Source organism: Achromobacter pulmonis (assembly GCF_002885955.2).
In the GTDB taxonomy this organism is placed as follows: domain Bacteria; phylum Pseudomonadota; class Gammaproteobacteria; order Burkholderiales; family Burkholderiaceae_B; genus Achromobacter; species Achromobacter pulmonis_A.
The window spans coordinates 49,648-70,298 of record NZ_POQS01000001.1 but is presented as its reverse complement, the minus strand read 5'-3'; the positions used below and the strand labels follow the sequence as shown (position 1 = coordinate 70,298).

Genomic DNA, 20,651 nt, shown 5'->3' with positions numbered 1-20,651 from the left:
ATGGCCGCACCGCGCTTTTCCCGCCGGAACGCCGCGCTGCTGTGCGCGGCCGCCTGCTGCGCGGCCGCCGCCGGCGCCGCGGTCTTGCCCGCGCGCTGGCTGCTGGCCGTGCTGCCCCACGACGCGCCGCTCACGCTGGCCGACGCCGCCGGCACGCTGTGGCGCGGCAGCGCCTGGATCGCGCTGGGTCCGCCCGGCGCGCGCCGCATGCTGCCCCAGCCGCTGCAATGGCGCTGGCGCTGGGACACGCTGGCGCTGGAAATTTCCCATCCCTGGCTGCAAGGCGCGCTGCAGGCGCGCCCGGCCTGGAACGGCCTATCGCTGTCGGCCCAGTCGCTGCGCGCGCCCGCCTCGACCCTGGCCGCGCTGGGCGCGCCGTGGAACACCATGGCGCCCCAGGGCACGCTGGAAATCGCCTGGCAGCCGCTGCGCCTGGGCGCGGCGCTGCCCGCCGGCCCGCTGGCCGAAGTGCGCTGGCGCAACGCCGCCACCGCGCTCGCACCGGTGGCCAGCGTCGGCACCTACGTGCTGCGCGTACAGGGAGGCAAGAACGGCGCCGCGCTGACGCTCAGCACCGAGAACGGCCTGCTGGACGTGACCGGCCAGGGCAGCGCCACTGGCGGCGGGCTGCGCTTCCAGGGGCAGGCGCGCTACGCGGCTTCGGCGGGTGAGGCGGAGCGGGCCGCGCTGGAGGGCTTTATGTCGATGCTGGGACGGCGTTCGGGGGATGTGGTGAGTTTCGGGGTGTAACTGCCTCACGCGTCGCGCGTGACCCGCAGGATTTCCTCGGGCGAGGTCTGCCCGCCATCGACCCAGCGCTGGCCGTCCTCGCGCATGGTCCGCATTCCTGCGGCCGCCGCCGCCCGCCGCAGCTCGCGTTCGTCGCTGCCTTCGTGGATCAGGCGGCGCGCCTCGTCGTCGACGGTGAAGAGTTCGTGGATGCCGGAACGGCCGCTGTAGCCGGTGTGGTTGCAGGCCGCGCACCCCACCGGATGGAACACGCGCGCGCCGTCCTGCGTCGTCGGCCGCTTGCATTCCGGGCACAGCTTGCGCACCAGGCGCTGGGCCAGCACGCCGAGCAGCGACGAGGCCAGCAGGAACGGCTCCACGCCCATGTCGGTCAGGCGGGTCACGGCCGAGACCGAATCGTTGGTGTGCAGCGTGGCCAGCACCAGGTGGCCGGTCAGCGAAGCCTGCACCGCGATCTGGGCGGTTTCCAGGTCCCGGATTTCGCCGATCATGATGACGTCGGGGTCCTGCCGCAGGATGGCGCGCAGCGCCAGCGCGAAGCTCATGTCGATCTTGGCGTTGACCTGGGTCTGGCTGATGCCGGGCAGATCGTATTCGATCGGGTCTTCCACCGTCAGGATGTTGCTGGTGGCCGCGTCCAGCCGGCTCAGCGCCGCGTACAGCGTGGTGGTCTTGCCGCTGCCGGTGGGTCCGGTCACCAGCACGATGCCGTGAGGCTGGCGGATCAGGCGGTCGAGCTGCGCCAGCACGCCCGGGGCCATGCCCAGGCGCTCCAGCTGCAGCCGCCCGGCTTCCTTGTCCAGCAGCCGCAGCACGGCGCGCTCGCCGTGGCCGGTGGGCAGGGTCGAGACGCGCACGTCGATGGGCCGCCCGCCCACGCGCAGCGCGATGCGGCCGTCCTGCGGCAGGCGTTTTTCGGCGATGTCCAGGTGCGCCATGATCTTGATGCGCGAGATCAGCGCCGCGTGCAGCGCCTTGCGCGGCGAGACCACGTCGCGCAGCGTGCCGTCGACGCGGTAGCGCACCACCGAATGGGTCTCGAACGGCTCGATGTGGATGTCGCTGGCGCCGTCGCGCGCGGCCTGCGCGAACAGCGCGTTGATCATGCGGATCACCGGCGCGTCGTCCTGCGCCTCCAGCAGGTCCGCGACCTCGGGCATGTCCTGCAGCAGCCGGTCCAGGTCGATCTCGTTTTCGGCCACGCCCATGACCGAGGCGGCGTCCTCGGAATGGCTGTAGGCCGCCGTCAGCAGCGTCTCCAGCGCCTCGTCGTCGACCTCGGCCACGGCGATATCGCCGTGGCAGCGCCGGATCTCGCGCACGGCCCATTCGGGCGTGCGCGGGCTGACGGTCAGCTGCGCCCGCCCGCCCCGCAGCGACAGCACCGCGCGCTGCGCGCGGGCCCAGGCGTAGGGCAAGGGATGCGCGCTCATAATTGCGAAACCACTTCGCTCTTGAAGCCCAGTTCGCGCAGCAGCGCGGTGGCCGTGGAGATGGTGCCCGGGTCCTTGGCCACCTGGCTGCGCACCACGTAGCCCATGCCGCCGGGGCCGACCTGCACGTAGGCCTGCAGGCCGCTGGCCCGCACCCGCTGCACGATCTTGTCGGCGTCGCTGCGCGCCTCGACCGAGGCGAACTGCAACGTGGCGCTGCTGCGGTCGGCCTCGGCGTAGAGCGACTCGGGGTCCACCGCCACGCTGACCCCGCGCGGCAGGTTCACGCGGATCGGCAGCGACGGGTCCGTGGGCTGCGCCGGCGTGGGGTACTGGCGCACCGCGAAGGACTCGACCGTCACGGGCGGCGGGCGGCGCATGGTCTCGGCCAGCTGCTCCGGGCGCATGTCGTAGGCGTTGTTGGACACCGACGGCGCCGAGCCCGGCGACGGCAGCAGCGGCGCCTGCATGTCGGGCAGCAGCCAGTGCTTGCCCGGCTGCGCGCCGGCCTGGGCGCGGCGCATGTAGTCGTAGCGGTCCATGGTGACGCTGGCGCTGCGGCGCGCGTCGCGCACCACGTAGGGCCGCAGGAACACCATCAGGTTGGTCTTGGTGCGCTTGCGGGTGTCGTAGCGGAACAGCGCGCCCAGCACGGGAATCGAGCCCAGCCCCGGCACGCTGTCCGACGACAGCGAGACGCTGTCTTCCAGCAGGCCGCCCAGCACGATGATCTGGCCGTCGTCGATCAGCACGCTGGTGTCGATGGCGCGCTTGTTGGTCACGATGCCGGTGGTGGCCGAGGAGCGGGCCTCGTCGATGCTGCTGACTTCCTGGTAGATGTCCAGCTTGACCGCCCCGCCCTCCGAGATCTGCGGCCGGATGTTGAGCTTGAGCCCCACGTCCTCGCGTTCGATGGTCTGGAACGGGTTGCTGCTGCCGTTGCTGCCCGAGGTCACGTACTGGCCCGTCACGAAGGGCACCGTTTTGCCCACCAGGATGCTGGCCGATTGATTGTCCAGCGTCATCAGGTTGGGCGTGGACAGGATGTTGGCCTCGCCCGTGTTCTGCATGGCGCGGGCCAGCACGCCGAGGTTGATGATCTCGTTGCCGAGCACGTCCACCGTGCCCTTGACCACACCCAGGCTCAGGCCGTTGGCCAGCGCGTCGATGGTGGTGGGGCCGCCGCCGGTGATGCCGCTGCCGCCCAGGTTGGTGCCGCCGATGAAGCTGCTGCCGCCGTTGCTGATGCTGCCGCCGCCGGTCATCCACTGGATGCCGAACTCGGCGGCCTTTTCCGCGCTGACCTCCACGATCAGGCTTTCCACCAGGACCTGCGCGCGGCGCTGGTCGAGCTGGTCGATGACTTCGCGCAGGCTGCGGTACAGCGGTTCGGGCGCGGAGATGATGAGGGAATTGGTGGCGGGATCGGCCTGGATGGTGGCGCCGCCGGCCGAATACGACACGGCCTGCGTGCCGGTGTCCTCGCGCGCGATGCGCTCCTGCTCGCCCGACAGGCCGCCCTTGCCCGAATTCGATCCGCCGGACATGCCCAGGCCGGACTGCGGCGCGCTCGTGGCCGAAACGTTCTGCGCGCGCGCGCCGGACTGCCCCGCCGCACCCGCGCCGCCGGCCGCGCCCGGCGCGGAATTGGCCTGCCCCGCCAGCAGGCCGCCCAGCACTTCGGCGATGCGCGTGGCCTGCGCGTTGCGCATGTACACCACGTGCAGATTGCCGGCGCGGTTCTGCTGCGCGTCGAGCTTTTCGATCAGGTCGCGCGCCAGCCGCGTGCGCGCCGGGCTGCCGGCGCGCACCAGCACGCTGTTGCTGCGCGGGTCGGCCACGATGGCGATGCGCTGCGTCGGATCGCTGCTTTGCGTATCCAGCAATTGCGAAGCCAGCACGGCAATATCGGACGCTATCCCGGAGCGGATCGGCACCACGTCGGTGTCGATGGAGCTGGGCACGTCGATGCGGGCGATGACGGCCGCGATGCGCTCCAGGTTGTCGGCATAGTCGGTCACGACCAGCGTGTTGTTGCCGGGATAGGCATTGATGGGGTTGTTCGGCGGCACCATCGGCCGCAGCACCGGCACCAGATTGGCCGCGTTCTCGTACTTGAGCGGGAACACCCGGGTCAGCATCTCGCCGCCGGCCCGCTTGGCGAACGCCGCCACCGGCACCGGCCCGGGCGGCGCGCCGGCAGCCGGCCGGGTCCCGCCCACCACCGCGCTGCCCTGCAGCTTGGCGTCGGCCTCGGGCACCACGCGCGTCACGCCGTCGACATCGACGATGGCAAAACCCTGCAGGCGCAGCGCGCCGGTCAGCATCGCCAGCGCCTGTTTACTGTCCACCGGACGGTCCGACACCAGCGTGAGCTTGCCCTTGACGCGCGGGTCCACCAGGAAATTGCGCTGCGTGAACAGCGACAGCGCGCGCAGCACTGCGGGGATGTCGGTGTCGACGAAATTCAGGCTGACGCGGTTGTCGGTCTGCTGGGCGTGAGCCGTGCCGGCCGCGGGTCCGAGTTGGCTTGCGGCAAGCAGAACCGCAAGGCTGAGTGGCGCGAGGTAACGCATGACGGGATCGGTGCCTGGTACGTGAAATCGGGGTGAAAAAACGTGAAAGCGCGTCGGAGTATACGGGGTGACACTGCAACACTACGGTCATAATCCAGAGGCAAGGTGACGGCCTGGAAACCCTTTGAATACGGGCCTTTCGCGCGATCGGACGCGCGCGCGGCCGACGCTTTGCCACCATGCCATCCTTTCGTTACGAAGCCACCGACGCGCTCGGAAAAATCGTCCGCGGCACCATCGACGCAGACACCGACCGCGGCGCGCGCAACCAGTTGCGCGGCCGCGGCCTGCTGCCGCTGTCGACCGCGCCGGTGGCGCGCGCCGAAGGGCTGGGCGCCTCGCTGCGCGCGCGCCTGTCGGACGCCGACCTGGCCTGGATCACGCGTCAGCTCGCCAGCCTGCTGGCCGCCAGCCTGCCGCTGGACGCGGCCCTGAGCGCCACGCTGGAGCAGGCCGAGAAAAAACACATCGCCGCCAGCCTGGGCGGCGTGCGCGACGACGTGCGCGCCGGCCACCGGCTGTCGGTGGCGCTGGCCGCGCGGCCGCGCGATTTCCCCGAGATCTACCGCGCGCTGATCGCCGCCGGCGAGGAATCCGGCGACCTGGCGCAGGTGATGGAAAAGCTGGCCGACTACATCGAAGAGCGCAACGCCCTGCGCAGCAAGGTCATGACCGCCTTCATCTATCCGGCGGTGGTGGCCTGCGTATCGGTCGTGATCGTGATATTCCTGCTGGGCTATGTGGTGCCGCAGGTGGTGTCGGCGTTCAGCCAGGCCAAGCAGGAGCTGCCGCTGCTGACGCGCATCATGCTGTCGCTGTCGGATTACGTGCGCGAATGGGGCGTGGCCACCGGCGCGGCGCTGGCCGCGGCCATCGCGCTGTGGCGCTATGCGCTGCGCGCCCCGGCGGCGCGGCGCGCCTGGCATGCGCGCGTGCTGCGCATGCCGCTGGCCGGGCGCTTCGTGCTGGGCGTGAACGCGGCGCGCTTCGCCTCGACGCTGGCGATCCTGTCGGGCAGCGGCGTGGCGCTGCTGACGGCGCTGGAGGCCGCGCGCCGCACATTGGGCAACGACGTGCTGCGCCAGGCGGTGGACGACGCCGCCGCGCGGGTGCGCGAGGGCGCGGCGCTATCGTCCTCGCTGGGTGCGCAGAAGGTGTTTCCTTCGCTGCTGGTGCACCTGATCGCCAGCGGCGAAAAGACCGGCCGCCTGCCCGAGCTGCTGGACCGCGGCGCGCAGAACCTGTCGCGCGACCTGGAGCGGCGCGCCATGGCCATGACGGCGCTGCTCGAGCCGGCGCTGATCCTGCTGATGGGGGGATTCGTGCTGCTGATCGTGCTGGCCGTGATGATGCCGATCCTGGAGATGAACCAGCTCATCCGGTAGCGGGCGAAGGCCGCGGGCTGAAACTACAGCGCCGCTTCGTCGCTTTCGCCGGTGCGGATGCGGATGGCCTGTTCCACGGGGGTGACGAAAATCTTGCCGTCGCCGATCTTGCCGGTGCGGGCGGCCTTGACGATGGCCTCGATGGCGGCCTCGACCTGGTTGTCCGGCAGCACCACCTCGACGCGGATCTTGGGCAGGAAGTCCACCACGTATTCGGCGCCGCGATAAAGCTCGGTATGGCCTTTCTGGCGGCCGAAACCCTTCACTTCGGTCACGGTCAGGCCGCTGACGCCGACTTCGGCCAGCGCTTCACGGACTTCGTCGAGCTTGAAGGGTTTGATGATGGCGGTGACTTGTTTCACGTTTGTCGTCCTGGATTTTCGATCTGTTGCGGCGCCCGGCCGCCGCGGGGCGGCCAGGCGCGATGGATAAGAGAATACCACCGGCCAGGCCGGCGTCAGCGGGGGCTGCGCGGGGAGGGAAAACCCGCCCGCCTAGGGCCTGTGCATGGCTCCTTTTAGTGTGAACAGGCCCTAGGGCTCCTGGTCGGGAATGCGCTCGGCGTCGCGCATCCACACCACCGACTCGGAGTCGCTGGGCGCGCGCCAGTCGCCGCGCGGCGACAGCGAGCCGCCCGAACCGACCTTCGGGGCGTTCGGCACGCAGGTGCGCTTGAACTGGCTGAGGCGGAAGAAGCGATCCAGGAAGATCTTCAGGTTGCGCTTGATGGCCGCCAGGTCGTACTGGTTGCGGACCACGTGCCCGCCCTCGGGCCAGGCGCCCGCGTCGCGGTCGCGCCAGGCCGCCAGCGCCAGGAACGCCACCTTGGTGGGCGCGAAGCCGTAGCGCAGCGTGTAGTACAGGTTGAAGTCCTGCAGCTCGTAGGGACCGATGGCGTCTTCGCTCTTCTGCCCGGGCTTGTCGTCGGCGCCGCCCGGCACCAGCTCGGGGCTGACGTCGGTGCCCAGCACGTCCAGCAGCACCGCCGCGCCTTCGTCGCCCAGGCGGCCGGATTCGGCCACCCAGCGCACCAGGTGGGTGATCAGCGTCTTGGGCACGCTGGCGTTGACGCTGTAGTGCGACATGTGGTCGCCCACCCCGTAGGTGCACCAGCCCAGCGCCAGCTCGCTCAGGTCGCCCGTGCCGATGACGATGGCGTTGCTGAAATTCGCCAGCCGGAACAGGTGGTTGGTGCGCTCGCCGGCCTGGACGTTCTCGAACGTGATGTCATAGACCGGCTGGCCCTCGGCGTAGGGATGGCCCAGGTCCTTGAGCATCTGCAGGCAGCTGGGGCGGATGTCGATTTCGGAGGCGGTGCAGCCCACCACCGCCATCAGCCGGCGCGCCTGCTGCAGCGTGCGGGTGCTGGTGGCGAAGCCGGGCATGGTGACGGCCAGGATGTTGGAACGCGGCAGGTCCAGCGCGTCCATGGCCTCGGCGCAAACCAGCAGCGCGTGGGTCGAATCCAGCCCGCCGGAGATGCCGATGACCACCTTGGACATGCGGCTGGCCGACAGGCGCTGGACCAGGGCCTGGACCTGGATGTTGTAGACCTCTTTGCAGCGGGCGTCGCGGCGGCGCGGGTCGGCCGGCACGTAGGGAAAGCGCGCCACGCGCCGCTCCAGCGGCAGCTCGGAATCGTCCAGCGGCGGGCGCACCGGCACCGGCACGCTGCGGAACTTGCGCACCTCGTCCTGGTGGCGCCGCGCCGACTGGCCGAAGGTGGTCTGGCGCATGCGCTCGCGCGACAGGCGTTCGAGGTCCACGTCCGAGAAGATCAGGTGGGAATGGCCCAGGAAGCGCTCGGATTCGGCCAGCAGTTCGCCGTTTTCGTAGATCAGGGCCTGGCCGTCCCAGGCCATGTCGGTGGAGGATTCGCCCCGCCCCGCCGAGGTGTACATATAGGCCGACAGGCAGCGCGCCGACTGCTGCGCCACCAGCTGGTGGCGGTATTCCGACTTGCCGATCACGATGTTGGAGGCCGACAGGTTGACCAGCACCGTGGCCCCGGCCAGCGCCGCGAACGAGGACGGCGGGATGGGAACCCAGACGTCCTCGCAGATCTCGACGTGGAACTGGAACAGCGGCAGCTGCTCCATCTGGAAGATCAGCTCCGAGCCGAACGGCGCCGTCTGGCCCAGCAGCCGGATCTCGGACACGGCGGCGCAATCGGCCGCGCTGAACTGGCGGGCCTCGTAGAATTCGCCGTAATTGGGCAGGTAGGTCTTGGGCACCACGCCCAGCACCCGGCCGCCGGCGGCCACGACGGCGCAGTTGAACAGCTGGTGGGCCACGCGCAGCGGCGCGCCGACGATGATCGCGATATCGAGCTCGGCGGTGGCCGCCACCACCTGGCCCAGGGCCGCCTCGCAGGCGTCCAGCAGGGCCTTCTGGTGGAACAGGTCATCGCAGGTATAGGCCGACAGGCCCAGCTCGGGAAACGCCGCCAGCACCGCGCCGCCCTGGGCGGCCTGCTGCGCCAGCGAAATGGTCTGGGCGGCGTTGAAGGCCGGATCGGCGACGCGGCACTCGGGCACGCCCACCGCGACCCGGGCGAAGCCGTGGGAATACAGGTTGAAGAACGGGTTCGACATCAGCTAGGGGCCTATGGACGGCTGTGGGAACGGATGAGCGATTATCTCACCTGCTGCGGCATCCTGGCGTCGGGCAGCCCGCGCTCGGCCGAGGCCGCCAGCGCCGATTGCAGCGCGCCCTCGCGCAGGTTGCTGCCCATCGCGCCGATGTCGGCGCCGGAGGGCTGCTGGTACAGGCGCAGCCCCAGCTCGGGCATGATCGCCAGCAGGTGGTCGAACACGTCGCCCTGGATGCGCTCGTACTCCACCCAGGCGGTCACGGCGGTAAAGCAATAGACCTCGATCGGGATGCCCTCGGAGGTCGGCTCCATCATGCGCACCATCATCGCCATGTCCTGGCGGATCTCGGGATTCTGCTTCAGATAGGCCAGGGCATAGGCCCGCAGGGTGCCGATATTGGTCAGGCGGCGGCGGTTGGCCGGCACGCTGGCCAGCTCGCCCATGGTCTGGTTGGCGTGGGCGATGTCGTGCGTCTTGGCCTGCAGGTAGTCGTGCAGCAGGCGAAAGCGCATCAGCTGCTGCGCCTCTTCCTCGGTCAGGAAGCGCACGCTGGCCGCGTCCACCCGCAGCGTGCGCTTGATGCGCCGGCCGCCGGATTCGAACATGTGGCGGTAGTTGCGGTAGCTTTCCGAGAACAGCTTGTAGGTGGGCACGGTGGTGACCGTGTTGTCCCAGTTCTGCACCTTGACCGTATGCAGCGCGATGTCCTTGACGAAGCCGTCGGCGTTGGCCTGCGGCATCTCGATCCAGTCGCCGATGCGCAGCATGTCGTTGCTGGTCAGCTGGGTGCTGGCCACCAGCGACAGCAGCGTGTCCTTGAACACCAGCAGCAGCACCGCCGACAGCGCGCCCAGGCCGGAGATCATCCACAGCGGCGAGCGGTCGATCAGGATGGAAAGCACCAAAACGGTGCATATCGCCATCAGGACGAGCTTGCCGATCTGGATATAGCCCTTGATGGAGCGGGTCTGCGCCCGGGTGGTGGCCGAATAGGTGTCCTGCCAGGCGCTCAGCACCCCCGAGAGCGCGATGAACACGCAGATCCACGCGCCGGCATGCGCCAGCCGCCCCACGATCTCCACCGCCCGCTCGACGTGCGGCACCAGGTCTATGCCCATCGACACCACGGCGAACGGCACGGCGTACCAGAGGTTCTGGTAGGCGCGGTGGCGCAGCAGCGCCTTGTCCCAGTCGCGCCTGCCGCTCAGCACCAGCACCCGGTGCGCCAGCAGCAGCACCACCCGCGCCACCACCCACTGGATGAACAGCGCCGTCAGGATCAGCACCCCGATGCCGACCAGCGTCTGCGCCCAGGGCTCGCGCGGCAGATGGGCGTCCATTTGGGTGACCAGTTGTTCCCATTCCATGGGCATAGGCTGTATTCCTGCTCGTTATTCTTGAAACCAGTCCGAATTATCCGACAACCGGGCCGGCTGGAGGTTCACCCCGGCCGCCTTGGCCGCCGCCATGCGCAAGGCTTTATAATCCGGGCCATCATGGCAAACACTCCCTCCCCCGATCAAAACCAGTTCGCCAACAAGGCGCAGGCCTGGTCCGCCCGGTTCTCGGAACCGGTTTCCGAACTCGTCAAGCGCTATACGGCGTCCGTGGATTTCGACAAGCGCCTGGCGCGCTTCGACATCCAGGGTTCGCTGGCGCACGCCGACATGCTGGCCGCCCAGGGCATCATCGGCGCCCAGGACCTGGCCGACATCCAGCGCGGCATGACCCAGATCCTGGCCGAAATCGACGCCGGCAGCTTCCAGTGGCTGCTCGACCTCGAAGACGTGCACCTGAACATCGAGAAGCGCCTGGTGGAACTGGTCGGCGACGCGGGCAAGCGCCTGCACACCGGCCGTTCGCGCAACGACCAGGTCGCCACCGACATCCGCCTGTGGCTGCGCGCCGAAATCGACACCCTGCAGGACCTGCTGCGCCAGCTGCGCCACGCCCTGGCCGCGGTCGCGCTGGAGAACGCCGCCACCATCATGCCGGGCTTCACGCACCTCCAGGTCGCCCAGCCGGTCACCTTCGGCCACCATCTGCTGGCCTACGCCGAAATGTTCGGCCGCGACGCCGAGCGCCTGGCCGACTGCCGCCGCCGCGTCAACCGCCTGCCGCTGGGCGCCGCCGCGCTGGCAGGCACCTCGTTCCCGATCGACCGCGAACGCGTGGCCCGGACCCTGGGCTTTGACGGCGTGTGCCGCAATTCGCTGGACGCCGTGTCCGACCGCGACTTCGCCATCGAATTCTGCGCCGCCGGCGCGCTCATCATGACGCACGTCTCGCGCCTGTCCGAAGAGCTGGTGCTGTGGATGAGCCCGCGCGTGGGCTTCATCGACCTGGCCGACCGCTTCTGCACCGGCAGCTCGATCATGCCGCAGAAGAAGAACCCCGACGTGCCCGAGCTGGCCCGCGGCAAGACCGGCCGCGTCAACGGCCACCTGGTGGCCCTGCTGACCCTGATGAAGGGCCAGCCCCTGGCCTACAACAAGGACAACCAGGAAGACAAGGAAGGCCTGTTCGACACGGCCGACACGCTGCGCGACACGCTCACCATCTTCGCGGACATGGCCGGCGGCATCAAGGTCAAGGCCGAGAACATGCGCGCCGCGGCGCTGCAGGGCTTCGCCACCGCCACCGACCTGGCCGACTACCTGGTCAAGCGCGGCGTGCCGTTCCGCGACGCCCACGAAGTAGTGGCGCACGCGGTGCGCGACTGCGAACAGCGCGGCTGCGACCTGGCCGACCTGTCGCTGGCCGACCTGCAGGCCTATCACGCCAGCATCGGCGAGGACGTGCACGAGGTCCTGACCCTGGAAGGCTCGGTCGCCGCGCGCAAGCACGTGGGCGGCACCGCGCCGGAACGCGTCAAGGAAGAAGCCCAGCGCGTGCTGCAGGAAACGGCCGCGGGCTGATTCCTCCGCCGCCTGCTTGCAGCAAAAGGCCCCCATCATGGGGGCCTTGTCGTATCCGAACCCGGCGCTACTGCGCCTCGCGCTTGCGCAGCAGGTACTTCTGCACGCCGTCCATCACGGTTTCGTCGCGCTGGTTGCGCACCAGGCTTTGCATGACCAGCACGCCGGTGCTGCGCCCGGGCGCCAGCTCCGACACCGTCAGCGACGCATAAAGCGTGTCGCCGACATATACCGGCTTGAGGAAGCGGCTGCTCTGTTCCAGGAAGGCCTTGAGCGAATCCTCCACCATGTGCGGGAACAGGCCGGCGCCGGCGGCCGTCTGGATCGCCACCTGGAATCCGTGCGCCAGCATGTGGGGCATGCCGTGGGCGCGGCAGTATTCGACGTCGTAGTGCACCGGATGGTTGTCGCCGCTGGCGAGCTGGAAGGCCGCAAACAGCGCGTCGGTCATGGTGCGCGAAGGCAGCACGAAGACCTCGCCGACTTCGAAGTCCTCGAAATAGCGCTGGGCGCACAGTTGATGCTTGGGCATATCGGGTTTCCTTATCCTAGTTGGCGCTCATGTTGGCGGCGCGGGCGACTTCGCTCCACTTTTTCAATTCGCTTTGCAGGAACGCCGATAATTCCGCCGGCGTCGTGTCCGGCTGCAGCACCAGGCCCATGTCGTAGGCGCGCCGCTTCAGGTCGGGATCGGCCAGCGCGGCGCGCAGCGTGGCGTTGAGCTTCTCCACGATCGGGGCCGGCGTGCCGGCGGGCGCGAACACGGCGTTCCAGGTATAGGCTTCGTAGCCGGGCACCGCGTCGGCGATGGGCGGGGTGTCCGGCGTCTGCGGCAGGCGCTGCGCCATGGAGGTGGCCAGCAGCCGCACCGTGCCCGCCTGCACTTGCGCAAGGCCCGTGGGCGCGCTGTCGATCATGAATTCCAGGTGCCCGCCGATGACGTCCGCCATGGCCGGCGCGCTGCCGCGGTACGGCACGTGCATGGCGCGCACGCCCGCCATGTAGTTCAACAGTTCGCCGCCCAGGTGCGGCGCGCTGCCAATGCCGGCCGATCCGTAATTGACCTTGCCCGGGTTGGCCTTGAGGTAGGCCATGAACTCCGGCAGGGTGCGCGCCGGCACGTTCTTGTTCACCACCAGCACCAGCGGCGCCTTGGCGGCCAGGCCCACGGGCGCGAAGTCCTCCACCGTGCGGTACGGCAGGCTGGCGTGGATGCTGGGATTGACCGCGTGCGCCACCGTGGTCAGCAGCAGCGTGTAGCCGTCGGCCGGGGCCTTGGCCGCGGTCTCGGTGCCCACCAGCGTACCGGCGCCGGTGCGATTCTCCACCACCAGCGTCGCGCCCAGCTTGCGGCTCCAGCTCTCGGCCAGCGCGCGGGCGAAGGTGTCGGTGGGCCCGCCCGCCGCATACGGCACCACCAGGCGCACCGGTTTGGCGGGATAGTCCTGCGCCGAGGCGGCGCCGGCCCCGGCCAACATGCCTGCGGCGATGGCGGCGCCCGCCAGGGCGCGCCAGGGAAATCCATGCTTCATGCCTGTCTCCATAGGTCTTGTGTGTGCGGCACAATATAGAGACGAGGCCGAACCCAGGACCAGTCGAAAGTTTCTTATCCGGCTTAGAGTCCTTCTAACAGCGGCCCGCCCCGGCGCTTTCGCCGCCCGCAACCCAGGTGCCCTCTTGCGTTACGAACTGACCGACCTGCGCGTGTTTGTCGCCATTGCCGAAGCCAAAAGCCTCACCGGCGGCGCTTCCGAACTGCACCTGACGGCGCCGTCGGCCAGCTACCGGCTCAAGAACCTGGAACAGGCCATGGGCGTGCCGCTGTTCGTGCGCACCCAGAAAGGCATGTCGCTCACCGCCGCCGGCATGACCGTGCTGCGCTACGCGCAAACCATCCTGGGCAACGTCGAACGCCTGCAGGCGGAAATGCGCCGCCATACCGACGGCGTCGAAGGCAATATCCGCGTCTACGCCAACAGCAGCACGCTGAGCAGTCTGCCCGGCGCCCTGAGCCGCTTCCTGGCCGCCTACCCCAACGTCAACGTCAACCTCGAAGAGCACCTCAGCGAGGAGACCGTGAAGGCGGTGCTCGACGGCCGCGCCGACGTCGGCCTGGTGGCCGGCGCGATCGAAATGCGCGGGCTGGAATACATCAGCTACGGCCAGGACGAGCTGGTCTTCATCGTGCCGCCGCGCCATCCGCTGACGCTGCACCCGCGCGTTTCGCTGGAAACCGCGCTGTCGCACGACCTGGTCGCCATCGGCCGCAAGACCAGCAATTTCCTGTACCTGCAGCAGATGGCCGAACAGATGGGGCTGGAGCCCCGCGTGCGCGTGCACGCGCCCAACTTCGACGCCGTGCTGCGCTGCGTGCAGGAAGGCGCCGGCATCTCGCTGGTGCCGCGCTCGGTGGCCGCCCCGGCGCTGGCGCAGGGCAAGGTCGAGTGCGTGCAGATCGAGGAGTCCTGGGCCGTGCGCGAACAGCGCGTCGTGATGCGCAGCCAGGACGCGCTTCCGGGCTACGCGCAGGCCTTCGTCAGCTACGTGACGCAGGCCGATCCCGCGCCGGACGGCGATTAGAAAACCTCGAATCCCGCTTTGAAAATATCGACTGGCCGCGCGCGCGCAGGGCATCCCATAATGCTTTGCCGCCGCCGGGTCCGGCACGCGCCCCGGCCTACTCCCCAGGACGATATGACCGCAGCATCCCGCCCCCTAGACGGCATCACCGTCGTCGCGCTAGAGCACGCCATCGCCGCCCCCTTCGCCAGCCGCCAGCTGGCCGACCTGGGCGCGCGCGTCATCAAGATCGAACGGCCGCAGGCCGGCGATTTCGCGCGCGGCTACGACGACACCGTGCACGGCCAGTCCTCGTTCTTCGTGTGGGCCAACCGCGGCAAGGAAAGCCTGGCGCTGGACACCAAGGCGCCCGGCGCGCCCGACGTGCTGCGGCGGCTGCTGGCCCGGGCCGACGTCTTCATCCAGAACCTGGCGCCCGGCGCCGCGCGCCGCATGGGCCTGGATCATGAAACGCTGCTGGCGGAATTTCCCAGGCTGATCGTGTGCGACATCTCCGGCTACGGCGACGACGGCCCCTACCGCGACAAGAAGGCCTACGACCTGCTGATCCAGGCCGCCGCCGGCCTGATTTCCCTGACCGGCACGCCCGAGGCCCCGGCGCGCACCGGCATCTCCATCGCCGACATCGCCGCCGGCATGTACGCGTATTCCGGCATCCTGTCCGCGCTGATCCAGCGCTCGCGCACCGGCGCGGGGCTGCGGGTCGAGGTCACCATGCTGGAGGCGCTGACCGAATGGACCGCCTACGCCCTGAACTTCGCGCACTACGGCGGCACGCCGCCGGCCCGCAACGGCGTGGCCCATCCCGCGATCGCGCCCTACGGCCAATACCTGGCGGGCGATGGCAAGCCGGTGATCTTCGGCCTGCAGAACGACCGCGAATGGCGCAGCTTCTGCGCCGAGGTGCTGCAGGACCCGGCGCTGGCCGACGACGAACGCTACGCCACCAACGTCCAGCGCGTGCGCAACCGCGAAGCGCTGGACGCGCGCATCGCGCGGTNGCGTATTCCGGCATCCTGTCCGCGCTGATCCAGCGCTCGCGCACCGGCGCGGGGCTGCGGGTCGAGGTCACCATGCTGGAGGCGCTGACCGAATGGACCGCCTACGCCCTGAACTTCGCGCACTACGGCGGCACGCCGCCGGCCCGCAACGGCGTGGCCCATCCCGCGATCGCGCCCTACGGCCAATACCTGGCGGGCGATGGCAAGCCGGTGATCTTCGGCCTGCAGAACGACCGCGAATGGCGCAGCTTCTGCGCCGAGGTGCTGCAGGACCCGGCGCTGGCCGACGACGAACGCTACGCCACCAACGTCCAGCGCGTGCGCAACCGCGAAGCGCTGGACGCGCGCATCGCGCGGTGCTTCGCGCCGCTGTCGCACGAGGAAGTGCTGGCCAGGCTGGACCGCGGCGGCATCGCCAACTCCGCTCTGAACACCATGCACGAAGTCTGGGACCATCCCCAGTTCGCGGCGCGCGGACGGTGGCGCGAGGTGGCCACGCCGGGCGGCCCGATCCAGGCCCTGCTGCCGCCGGCCACGCTGTCCGGCGCGGCCGCCGCGATGGGCGCCGTGCCGGCCCTGGGCCAGCACACCGCCGCCATCCTGGCGGAGCTCGGGCTGGGCGACGGCGAGTCCGCCGGCTGAAGTCTGCATTATTATCCCGGCTTTCCGTATTCATGGTGCGCAAAGCATGGGCTTGCCGCGTGCGCGACCCGGGCGTGGTCCGCTGTCTACCTCCCTCATCGCCTGCCTGTTGCTCGCGCCGCTGCCGCCGGCCCAGGCCCAGACGGCCCGCAAGCCCTCGCCCTACGAGAACCCGCAGCAGCTGCGCATAGAGGGCGCGCCCGCGCCGGCCGCCCAGGCGCCCCGGGCCGGGCCGCCGTCGCTCGCCAGAATCGGCGACCAGGCCGAATTCGCCGGCCTGGCCCGCGTCTACAACCCCGGCACGCCGCTGGAAATCCCCCACGTGCTGTTCGTGATCGACCGCGACCGCGCCAACCGCCTCTACTTCATCGACACGCCGCGCTACGCGCTGCACGAGAATTTCGTGCGCCAGCGCGGCCTGATGCCGGGTATGGACAAGGCGACCCTGATCGCGCAATACAAGGACCCGAAGCGGCGTTTCCTTTTCGGCACGCTGAGCTGGCAGCGCGACCTGCCCGGCTACACCTACGAATTCTGGGAAGGCGACCGGCTCACGCCCGAGCTGCTGGCCCTGGCCGACGCCACGCTGCGCCCGGCCTTCTACGAGGCGCTGCGCTTCAAGACCAATTCCACGCTGCACGAGGACACGGCCCGGCGCGCCGGCCTGGACTACGTCACGCAGGAAACGCTGCTGCGCGAACAGACCTTCCTGCCCTTGAACACCGGCCGCGCGCAGGGCCGGCTGCGCATCGTCGCCTCGGTGGACCGGGCCACGGACCTCTCGCCCACCGACATCGTGGTGCTGGACGAGGTGCCCGTGGCGCTGCCGCCGGTGGCCGGACTGGTCACGCAACGGCCCTCCACCCTGCTCTCGCACGTCAACCTGCTGGCCAAGGGCTGGCGCATCCCCAACGCCTACGTGCGCGACGCCGTCGCGGCGCTGCGCAAGCACGACGGCCAGTGGGTCGAGCTGACAGTGGCGGGCAACGGCTACCAGGTCACGCCCATCGAGGCGCCGGCCGCGGTCGAGCGCCCGCGGGCGGCCCGCGCCCTGCCCAGGCCCGACCTGACGGTGCGCGCGCCGCAGCCGCTGGACGCGCTGGCCGCGCGCGACAGCCGTTATTGCGGCGTCAAGGCGGCCAACCTCGGCGCCCTGAAAAAAGGTTCATCGAGTATTACCGGGGAAGGCTGCGCGGATTTTCAGGAAGAAGTACTCCTGATCGCGGTAGCCGTAAGCGCGGCGCTTGATGACCTTGATGGTGTTGTTGATACCCTCAACGATGCTGGTGTTCAAGGGATGGCGGCATCTGGCCAGGATGCCGTGCAGGTACGCTTTGAGACGCTGAGCAAAGGTACTGAGCGCGTCAATGCCGCTGCACTCGGCCTGCTCACACCACTGCTCCCAGGCCTGTTGAGCCCAGGCGGGCTTGCGATAGAACCACAGCCGCTTGAGCTCATCACGCAAGACATAGACGGTGAGTAACGGCTGATTGGCGTGCAGCAATTCATCGAGCCGCACGCGCTGCTGGCGATCCAGGTTGTCTCGGTTGCGTAGCAGCAGCCAGCGGCTGGACTTGATGACTTTGCGCGCCGGGCGATCCTGCCGGAGTCGATTGGCTTGATCAACGCGCACCCGATCGATGACCTCACGCCCGTACTTGGCCACGACATGGAACAGGTCGTAGACGATCTCGGCTTGCGGGCAGTGCGCGCGGATCTCCAGTTCGTAGGCGGTGGTCATGTCGATGGCCACCGCCTTGATGCGTTGGGCGGCACCTTCGGGCAGTTGCTCGAAGAAGGCCCGTGCCGTCTCGCGCGAGCGGCCCAGACCAAGCCACAGCACCTGGCGGCTGGTGGGGTCGACCACGACGGTGGCATACCGATGGCCCTTGTGCAGGGCAAACTCATCCATTGCCAGGTATTCGATACGCGACCAGTCCGGCTCCGGGATCGATGCACGCAGTCGCGCCTTATCCACCGTCTTGACCGTGTGCCAGCCCAGATCAAAGAACCTGGCCACCGCCTGCACGTTGCTCGATTGCAGCAGTTGGCTGCAGGCTTGTGCCAGCCGATCCGTGACACGCTGATAGCGTCCCAGCCAGCCGAGCCGCTCCAGACGCGGGCCGCCGCACCGCTCACACCAAAGCCGCCGTCGCGGCACATGCAGCACCACCCGATACTCGAACAAGGGCAGGTCGCGCACGCGTCGCACCGTCGTCTCGTGCACCTGGCGACACCGCGCGCCGCACTGCTCGCAATGCATGGCCTTGGCCGTGGGCTTGAGATACAGCGACACCGTGCGCCCATCGCCTTCAGGCCACACCACGCGATCCACCCGATAGCCGTCCCAGCCACCCAGGGACTCCAACAGCTTGCGATCCAGCATCGTCCGATCCTCCTGAACACCAGAAACTGGCCTCAAGAGTACGAAATCTGGCCAAATCGCTCCACGCTATTCTGCGATGAACCTGAAAAAAGCCCTGCCGCCCCTGGCCGGCGTGCCCGACGGCTATTGCATTCCCTATGCCCAGTACGCCGCCTTCATGGCGCAGCTGGACGTCCCCGGCCGCGTCGCCGCGCTGGAACGGCGCGCCGATTTCGCCGGCGACGCCCAGGTCCGGCGCAATGAACTGGCCGCGCTGCGGCAATACATCGGGCAGGCCCGGCCCGACGCCGCGCAGGCCGAAGCCTGGCGCAAGCTCTGGCAGACCCGCCTGCAAGGCCGCGGCGTGTTCGTGCGCAGCTCGTCCAATTCCGAAGACCTGCCCGGCTTCAGCGGCGCGGGGCTGTACACCACCGTGCCCAACGTGACGCAGGCCGATGCGCTCACGCGCGCGGTGCTGGCGGTCTGGGCCTCGGTCTACAACTTCGAGGCCTACGAGGCGCGCCGCGCCGCCGGCATCGGCGACGACGCGGTGACGATGGCGGTGCTGGTGCAATTGGCCGCGCCCTCGGACAGCTCGGGCGTGATGATCACGCGCGACCCGTTCGACGCCGGCAGGCGCCACGTGACCTATATCTCCGCCAAGCGCGGGCTGGGCATCAAGGTGGTCGAAGGCAGGCGCCAGGCCGAACAGGTGATGTATTCGAGCTGGTCCAAGGCGGTGCAGGTGCTGACGCGTTCGGCCGAAGACACCAAGCTGGTGGCCGACGCCGCCGGCGGCGTGCGCGAAGTGCCGGTGGCCGGCGACCGCCAGGTGCTGGACGACGCGCTGGTCGCGCGCCTGGCGGCCGTGGGCCGGCGGGTCAAGCAGGCGCTGGGCGGCCGCGCCGACCAGGACATCGAATGGGCCGTGGTGGGCGACGACATCCTGGTCCTGCAGGCGCGGCCGTATATCGACGGCGGCCGCTAGCCGCCGCGCCTTCCCGCTAAATGTGCAGCGCGTGCCCCAGGGCCTTGAGCGCCGCCTCCTGGACCGCTTCGCCCAGGGTGGGATGGGCGTGGATGGTGCCGGCCACGTCTTCCAGCGTCGCGCCCATTTCCAGCGACTGCGAGAACGCCGCCGCCAGTTCGGATACGCCGCGCCCCACGGCCTGCCAGCCCACCACCAGGTGGTTGTCGCGCCGCGCCACCACGCGCACGAAACCGTCGGTGGATTCCAGCGTCATGGCCCGGCCGTTGGCGGCGAACGGGAACGATGCCGACAGGCAGTCCAGCCCCGCGCGCTCGGCCTCGGCCGGCGACAGCCCCGACACCACCACCTCGGGATCGGTGAAGCACACGGCCGGGATCGAGGCCGGCGTGAAGTGGCGGCGCTTGCCCGCGATCACTTCCGCGACCATCTCGCCCTGCGCCATGGCGCGGTGCGCCAGCATCGGCTCGCCGGCGATGTCGCCGATGGCCCAGACGTCGCGCATGGAAGTGCGGCACTGGTCGTCGATGCGCAGCGCATTGCCCTTGCGGTCGAGCTGCAGGCTTTCCAGCCCCCAGCCCTGCGTGCGCGGACGCCGTCCCACCGCGATCAGCACGCGGTCGGCCGGCAGCTGGGTTTCGGCGCCGGCGGCGTCCTGCACCCGCACGGCGTTGCCCGCGCCGTTCAGGCCCAGCACCTTCCGGCCCAGGTGCAGTTCGACGCCCATCTTCGCCAGCGCGGCGGCCACGGGCTTGGTGAGCTCCGCGTCGTAGGTGGGCAGGATGCGGTCCTGCGCCTCGACCACGGCCACTTCCGCGCCCAGCTTGCGGTACACGGTGCCCAGTTCCAGCCCGATATAGCCGCCGCCGACCACCACCAGCTTCTTGGGGATGTCGGCGGGCGACAGCGCCTCGGTGGACGAGACCACCATGCCGCCGAACGGCACGGAAGGCAGCGGCGTGGGCTCGGAGCCGGCCGCCAGCAGCAGGTGTTCGCACTGGATGCGCACGCTGCCCGCGGCGGTCTCGACCTGGGCGGTCTTGCCGTCCACCAGGTGCGCCCAGCCCTGCACCACTTCCACGCCGTTTTTCTTCAGGAGCGCGGCCACGCCGCCGGTCAGCCTGCCGACGATGCCGTCCTTCCACGCCACGGTGCGCACCACGTCGATGGACGGATTGGAGACCGAGATGCCCAGCGCCGAGCCGTCGGCGTAATGGCGCGCTTTTTCGTATTCCTCGGCCGCGTGGATCAGCGCCTTGGACGGAATGCAGCCGATGTTCAGGCAGGTGCCGCCCAGGCGCTCGCCCTCCACCAGGATGGTGGGCACGCCGAGCTGGCCGGCGCGGATCGCGGCCACGTAGCCGCCGGGGCCGCCGCCGATCACGAGCAGGGTTGTCGTCTTGGTTGTCTGGCTCATGC

Annotated in this window: 14 protein-coding genes and 2 pseudogenes; 7 read left to right on the top strand and 9 right to left on the bottom strand. The window is 69.5% G+C overall.

Annotated features, from left to right (window positions below; all coding sequences use genetic code 11):
- Nucleotides 1–750, top strand: a complete 750-nt coding sequence (gspN, locus tag C1I89_RS00340; protein ID WP_102770844.1) for a type II secretion system protein N — start codon at nucleotides 1–3, stop codon at nucleotides 748–750.
- A gap of 5 nt (nucleotides 751–755) precedes the next feature.
- Here the strand turns inward: gspN and gspE are convergent, their stop codons facing one another.
- Nucleotides 756–2,183 (bottom strand): type II secretion system ATPase GspE, encoded by a 1,428-nt coding sequence (gspE, locus tag C1I89_RS00335; protein WP_102770843.1) that lies wholly within the window; start codon nucleotides 2,181–2,183, stop codon nucleotides 756–758.
- Nucleotides 2,180–4,759, bottom strand: coding sequence for a type II secretion system secretin GspD (gene gspD / locus C1I89_RS00330; RefSeq protein ID WP_102770842.1), 2,580 nt, complete (start codon nucleotides 4,757–4,759; stop codon nucleotides 2,180–2,182). Before gspD ends, gspE begins: the two co-directional genes overlap by 4 nt.
- 179 nt (nucleotides 4,760–4,938) lie before the next feature.
- On the opposite strand from gspD, the gene gspF reads away from it, so the two are divergent.
- Complete coding sequence (gene gspF / locus C1I89_RS00325; RefSeq protein WP_102770841.1) at nucleotides 4,939–6,144, top strand: type II secretion system inner membrane protein GspF; 1,206 nt, start codon at nucleotides 4,939–4,941, stop codon at nucleotides 6,142–6,144.
- A gap of 23 nt (nucleotides 6,145–6,167) precedes the next feature.
- On the opposite strand, the gene C1I89_RS00320 is transcribed toward gspF, so the two are convergent.
- From C1I89_RS00320 to C1I89_RS00310, 3 genes are all read right to left on the bottom strand, one after another.
- A complete protein-coding gene (locus tag C1I89_RS00320; protein ID WP_102770840.1) occupies nucleotides 6,168–6,506 on the bottom strand; it encodes a P-II family nitrogen regulator in 339 nt (112 codons plus the stop codon).
- Nucleotides 6,507–6,677: 171 nt separating this feature from the next.
- Nucleotides 6,678–8,738, bottom strand: coding sequence for an NAD(+) synthase (locus tag C1I89_RS00315; protein ID WP_102770839.1), 2,061 nt, complete (start codon nucleotides 8,736–8,738; stop codon nucleotides 6,678–6,680).
- 41 nt (nucleotides 8,739–8,779) lie between these two features.
- The gene (locus C1I89_RS00310) at nucleotides 8,780–10,105 is read right to left on the bottom strand and encodes a mechanosensitive ion channel family protein (RefSeq protein ID WP_102771798.1); all 1,326 of its coding nucleotides are present in this window, start codon (nucleotides 10,103–10,105) and stop codon (nucleotides 8,780–8,782) included.
- 129 nt (nucleotides 10,106–10,234) lie between these two features.
- Here C1I89_RS00310 and argH point away from each other — a divergent pair, with 129 nt between their 5' ends.
- Entirely contained in the window at nucleotides 10,235–11,656 is a 1,422-nt protein-coding gene (gene argH / locus C1I89_RS00305) for an argininosuccinate lyase (RefSeq protein ID WP_102770838.1), read from the top strand.
- A gap of 67 nt (nucleotides 11,657–11,723) precedes the next feature.
- Here argH and C1I89_RS00300 read toward each other — a convergent pair whose 3' ends face one another.
- The gene (locus C1I89_RS00300; protein WP_102770837.1) at nucleotides 11,724–12,188 is read right to left on the bottom strand and encodes a MaoC family dehydratase; all 465 of its coding nucleotides are present in this window, start codon (nucleotides 12,186–12,188) and stop codon (nucleotides 11,724–11,726) included.
- Nucleotides 12,189–12,204: 16 nt separating this feature from the next.
- A complete protein-coding gene (locus C1I89_RS00295) occupies nucleotides 12,205–13,188 on the bottom strand; it encodes a tripartite tricarboxylate transporter substrate binding protein (RefSeq protein WP_440130607.1) in 984 nt (327 codons plus the stop codon).
- 145 nt (nucleotides 13,189–13,333) lie between these two features.
- On the opposite strand from C1I89_RS00295, the gene C1I89_RS00290 reads away from it, so the two are divergent.
- The 3 genes and pseudogenes from C1I89_RS00290 to C1I89_RS00280 all read left to right on the top strand — a co-directional run bounded on the left by C1I89_RS00290 (nucleotide 13,334) and on the right by C1I89_RS00280 (nucleotide 15,879).
- The gene (locus C1I89_RS00290; RefSeq protein WP_102770836.1) at nucleotides 13,334–14,236 is read left to right on the top strand and encodes a LysR family transcriptional regulator; all 903 of its coding nucleotides are present in this window, start codon (nucleotides 13,334–13,336) and stop codon (nucleotides 14,234–14,236) included.
- A gap of 114 nt (nucleotides 14,237–14,350) precedes the next feature.
- Nucleotides 14,351–15,232, top strand: a pseudogene (locus tag C1I89_RS00285) (CaiB/BaiF CoA transferase family protein); the annotation flags it as partial.
- 77 nt (nucleotides 15,233–15,309) lie between these two features.
- The gene (locus C1I89_RS00280) at nucleotides 15,310–15,879 is read left to right on the top strand and encodes a CoA transferase (protein ID WP_369008000.1); all 570 of its coding nucleotides are present in this window, start codon (nucleotides 15,310–15,312) and stop codon (nucleotides 15,877–15,879) included.
- A 1,165-nt stretch (nucleotides 15,880–17,044) separates the two neighbouring features.
- Here the strand turns inward: C1I89_RS00280 and C1I89_RS00270 are convergent.
- Nucleotides 17,045–18,265, bottom strand: coding sequence for an ISL3 family transposase (locus C1I89_RS00270; protein ID WP_102770835.1), 1,221 nt, complete (start codon nucleotides 18,263–18,265; stop codon nucleotides 17,045–17,047).
- 82 nt (nucleotides 18,266–18,347) lie between these two features.
- Here C1I89_RS00270 and C1I89_RS00265 point away from each other — a divergent pair.
- Nucleotides 18,348–19,232 (top strand): annotated as a pseudogene (locus C1I89_RS00265) (PEP/pyruvate-binding domain-containing protein); the annotation flags it as partial.
- A gap of 16 nt (nucleotides 19,233–19,248) precedes the next feature.
- Here C1I89_RS00265 and lpdA read toward each other — a convergent pair.
- Nucleotides 19,249–20,649 (bottom strand): dihydrolipoyl dehydrogenase, encoded by a 1,401-nt coding sequence (gene lpdA / locus C1I89_RS00260; RefSeq protein ID WP_102770834.1) that lies wholly within the window; start codon nucleotides 20,647–20,649, stop codon nucleotides 19,249–19,251.
- Nucleotides 20,650–20,651 lie beyond the last annotated feature (2 nt).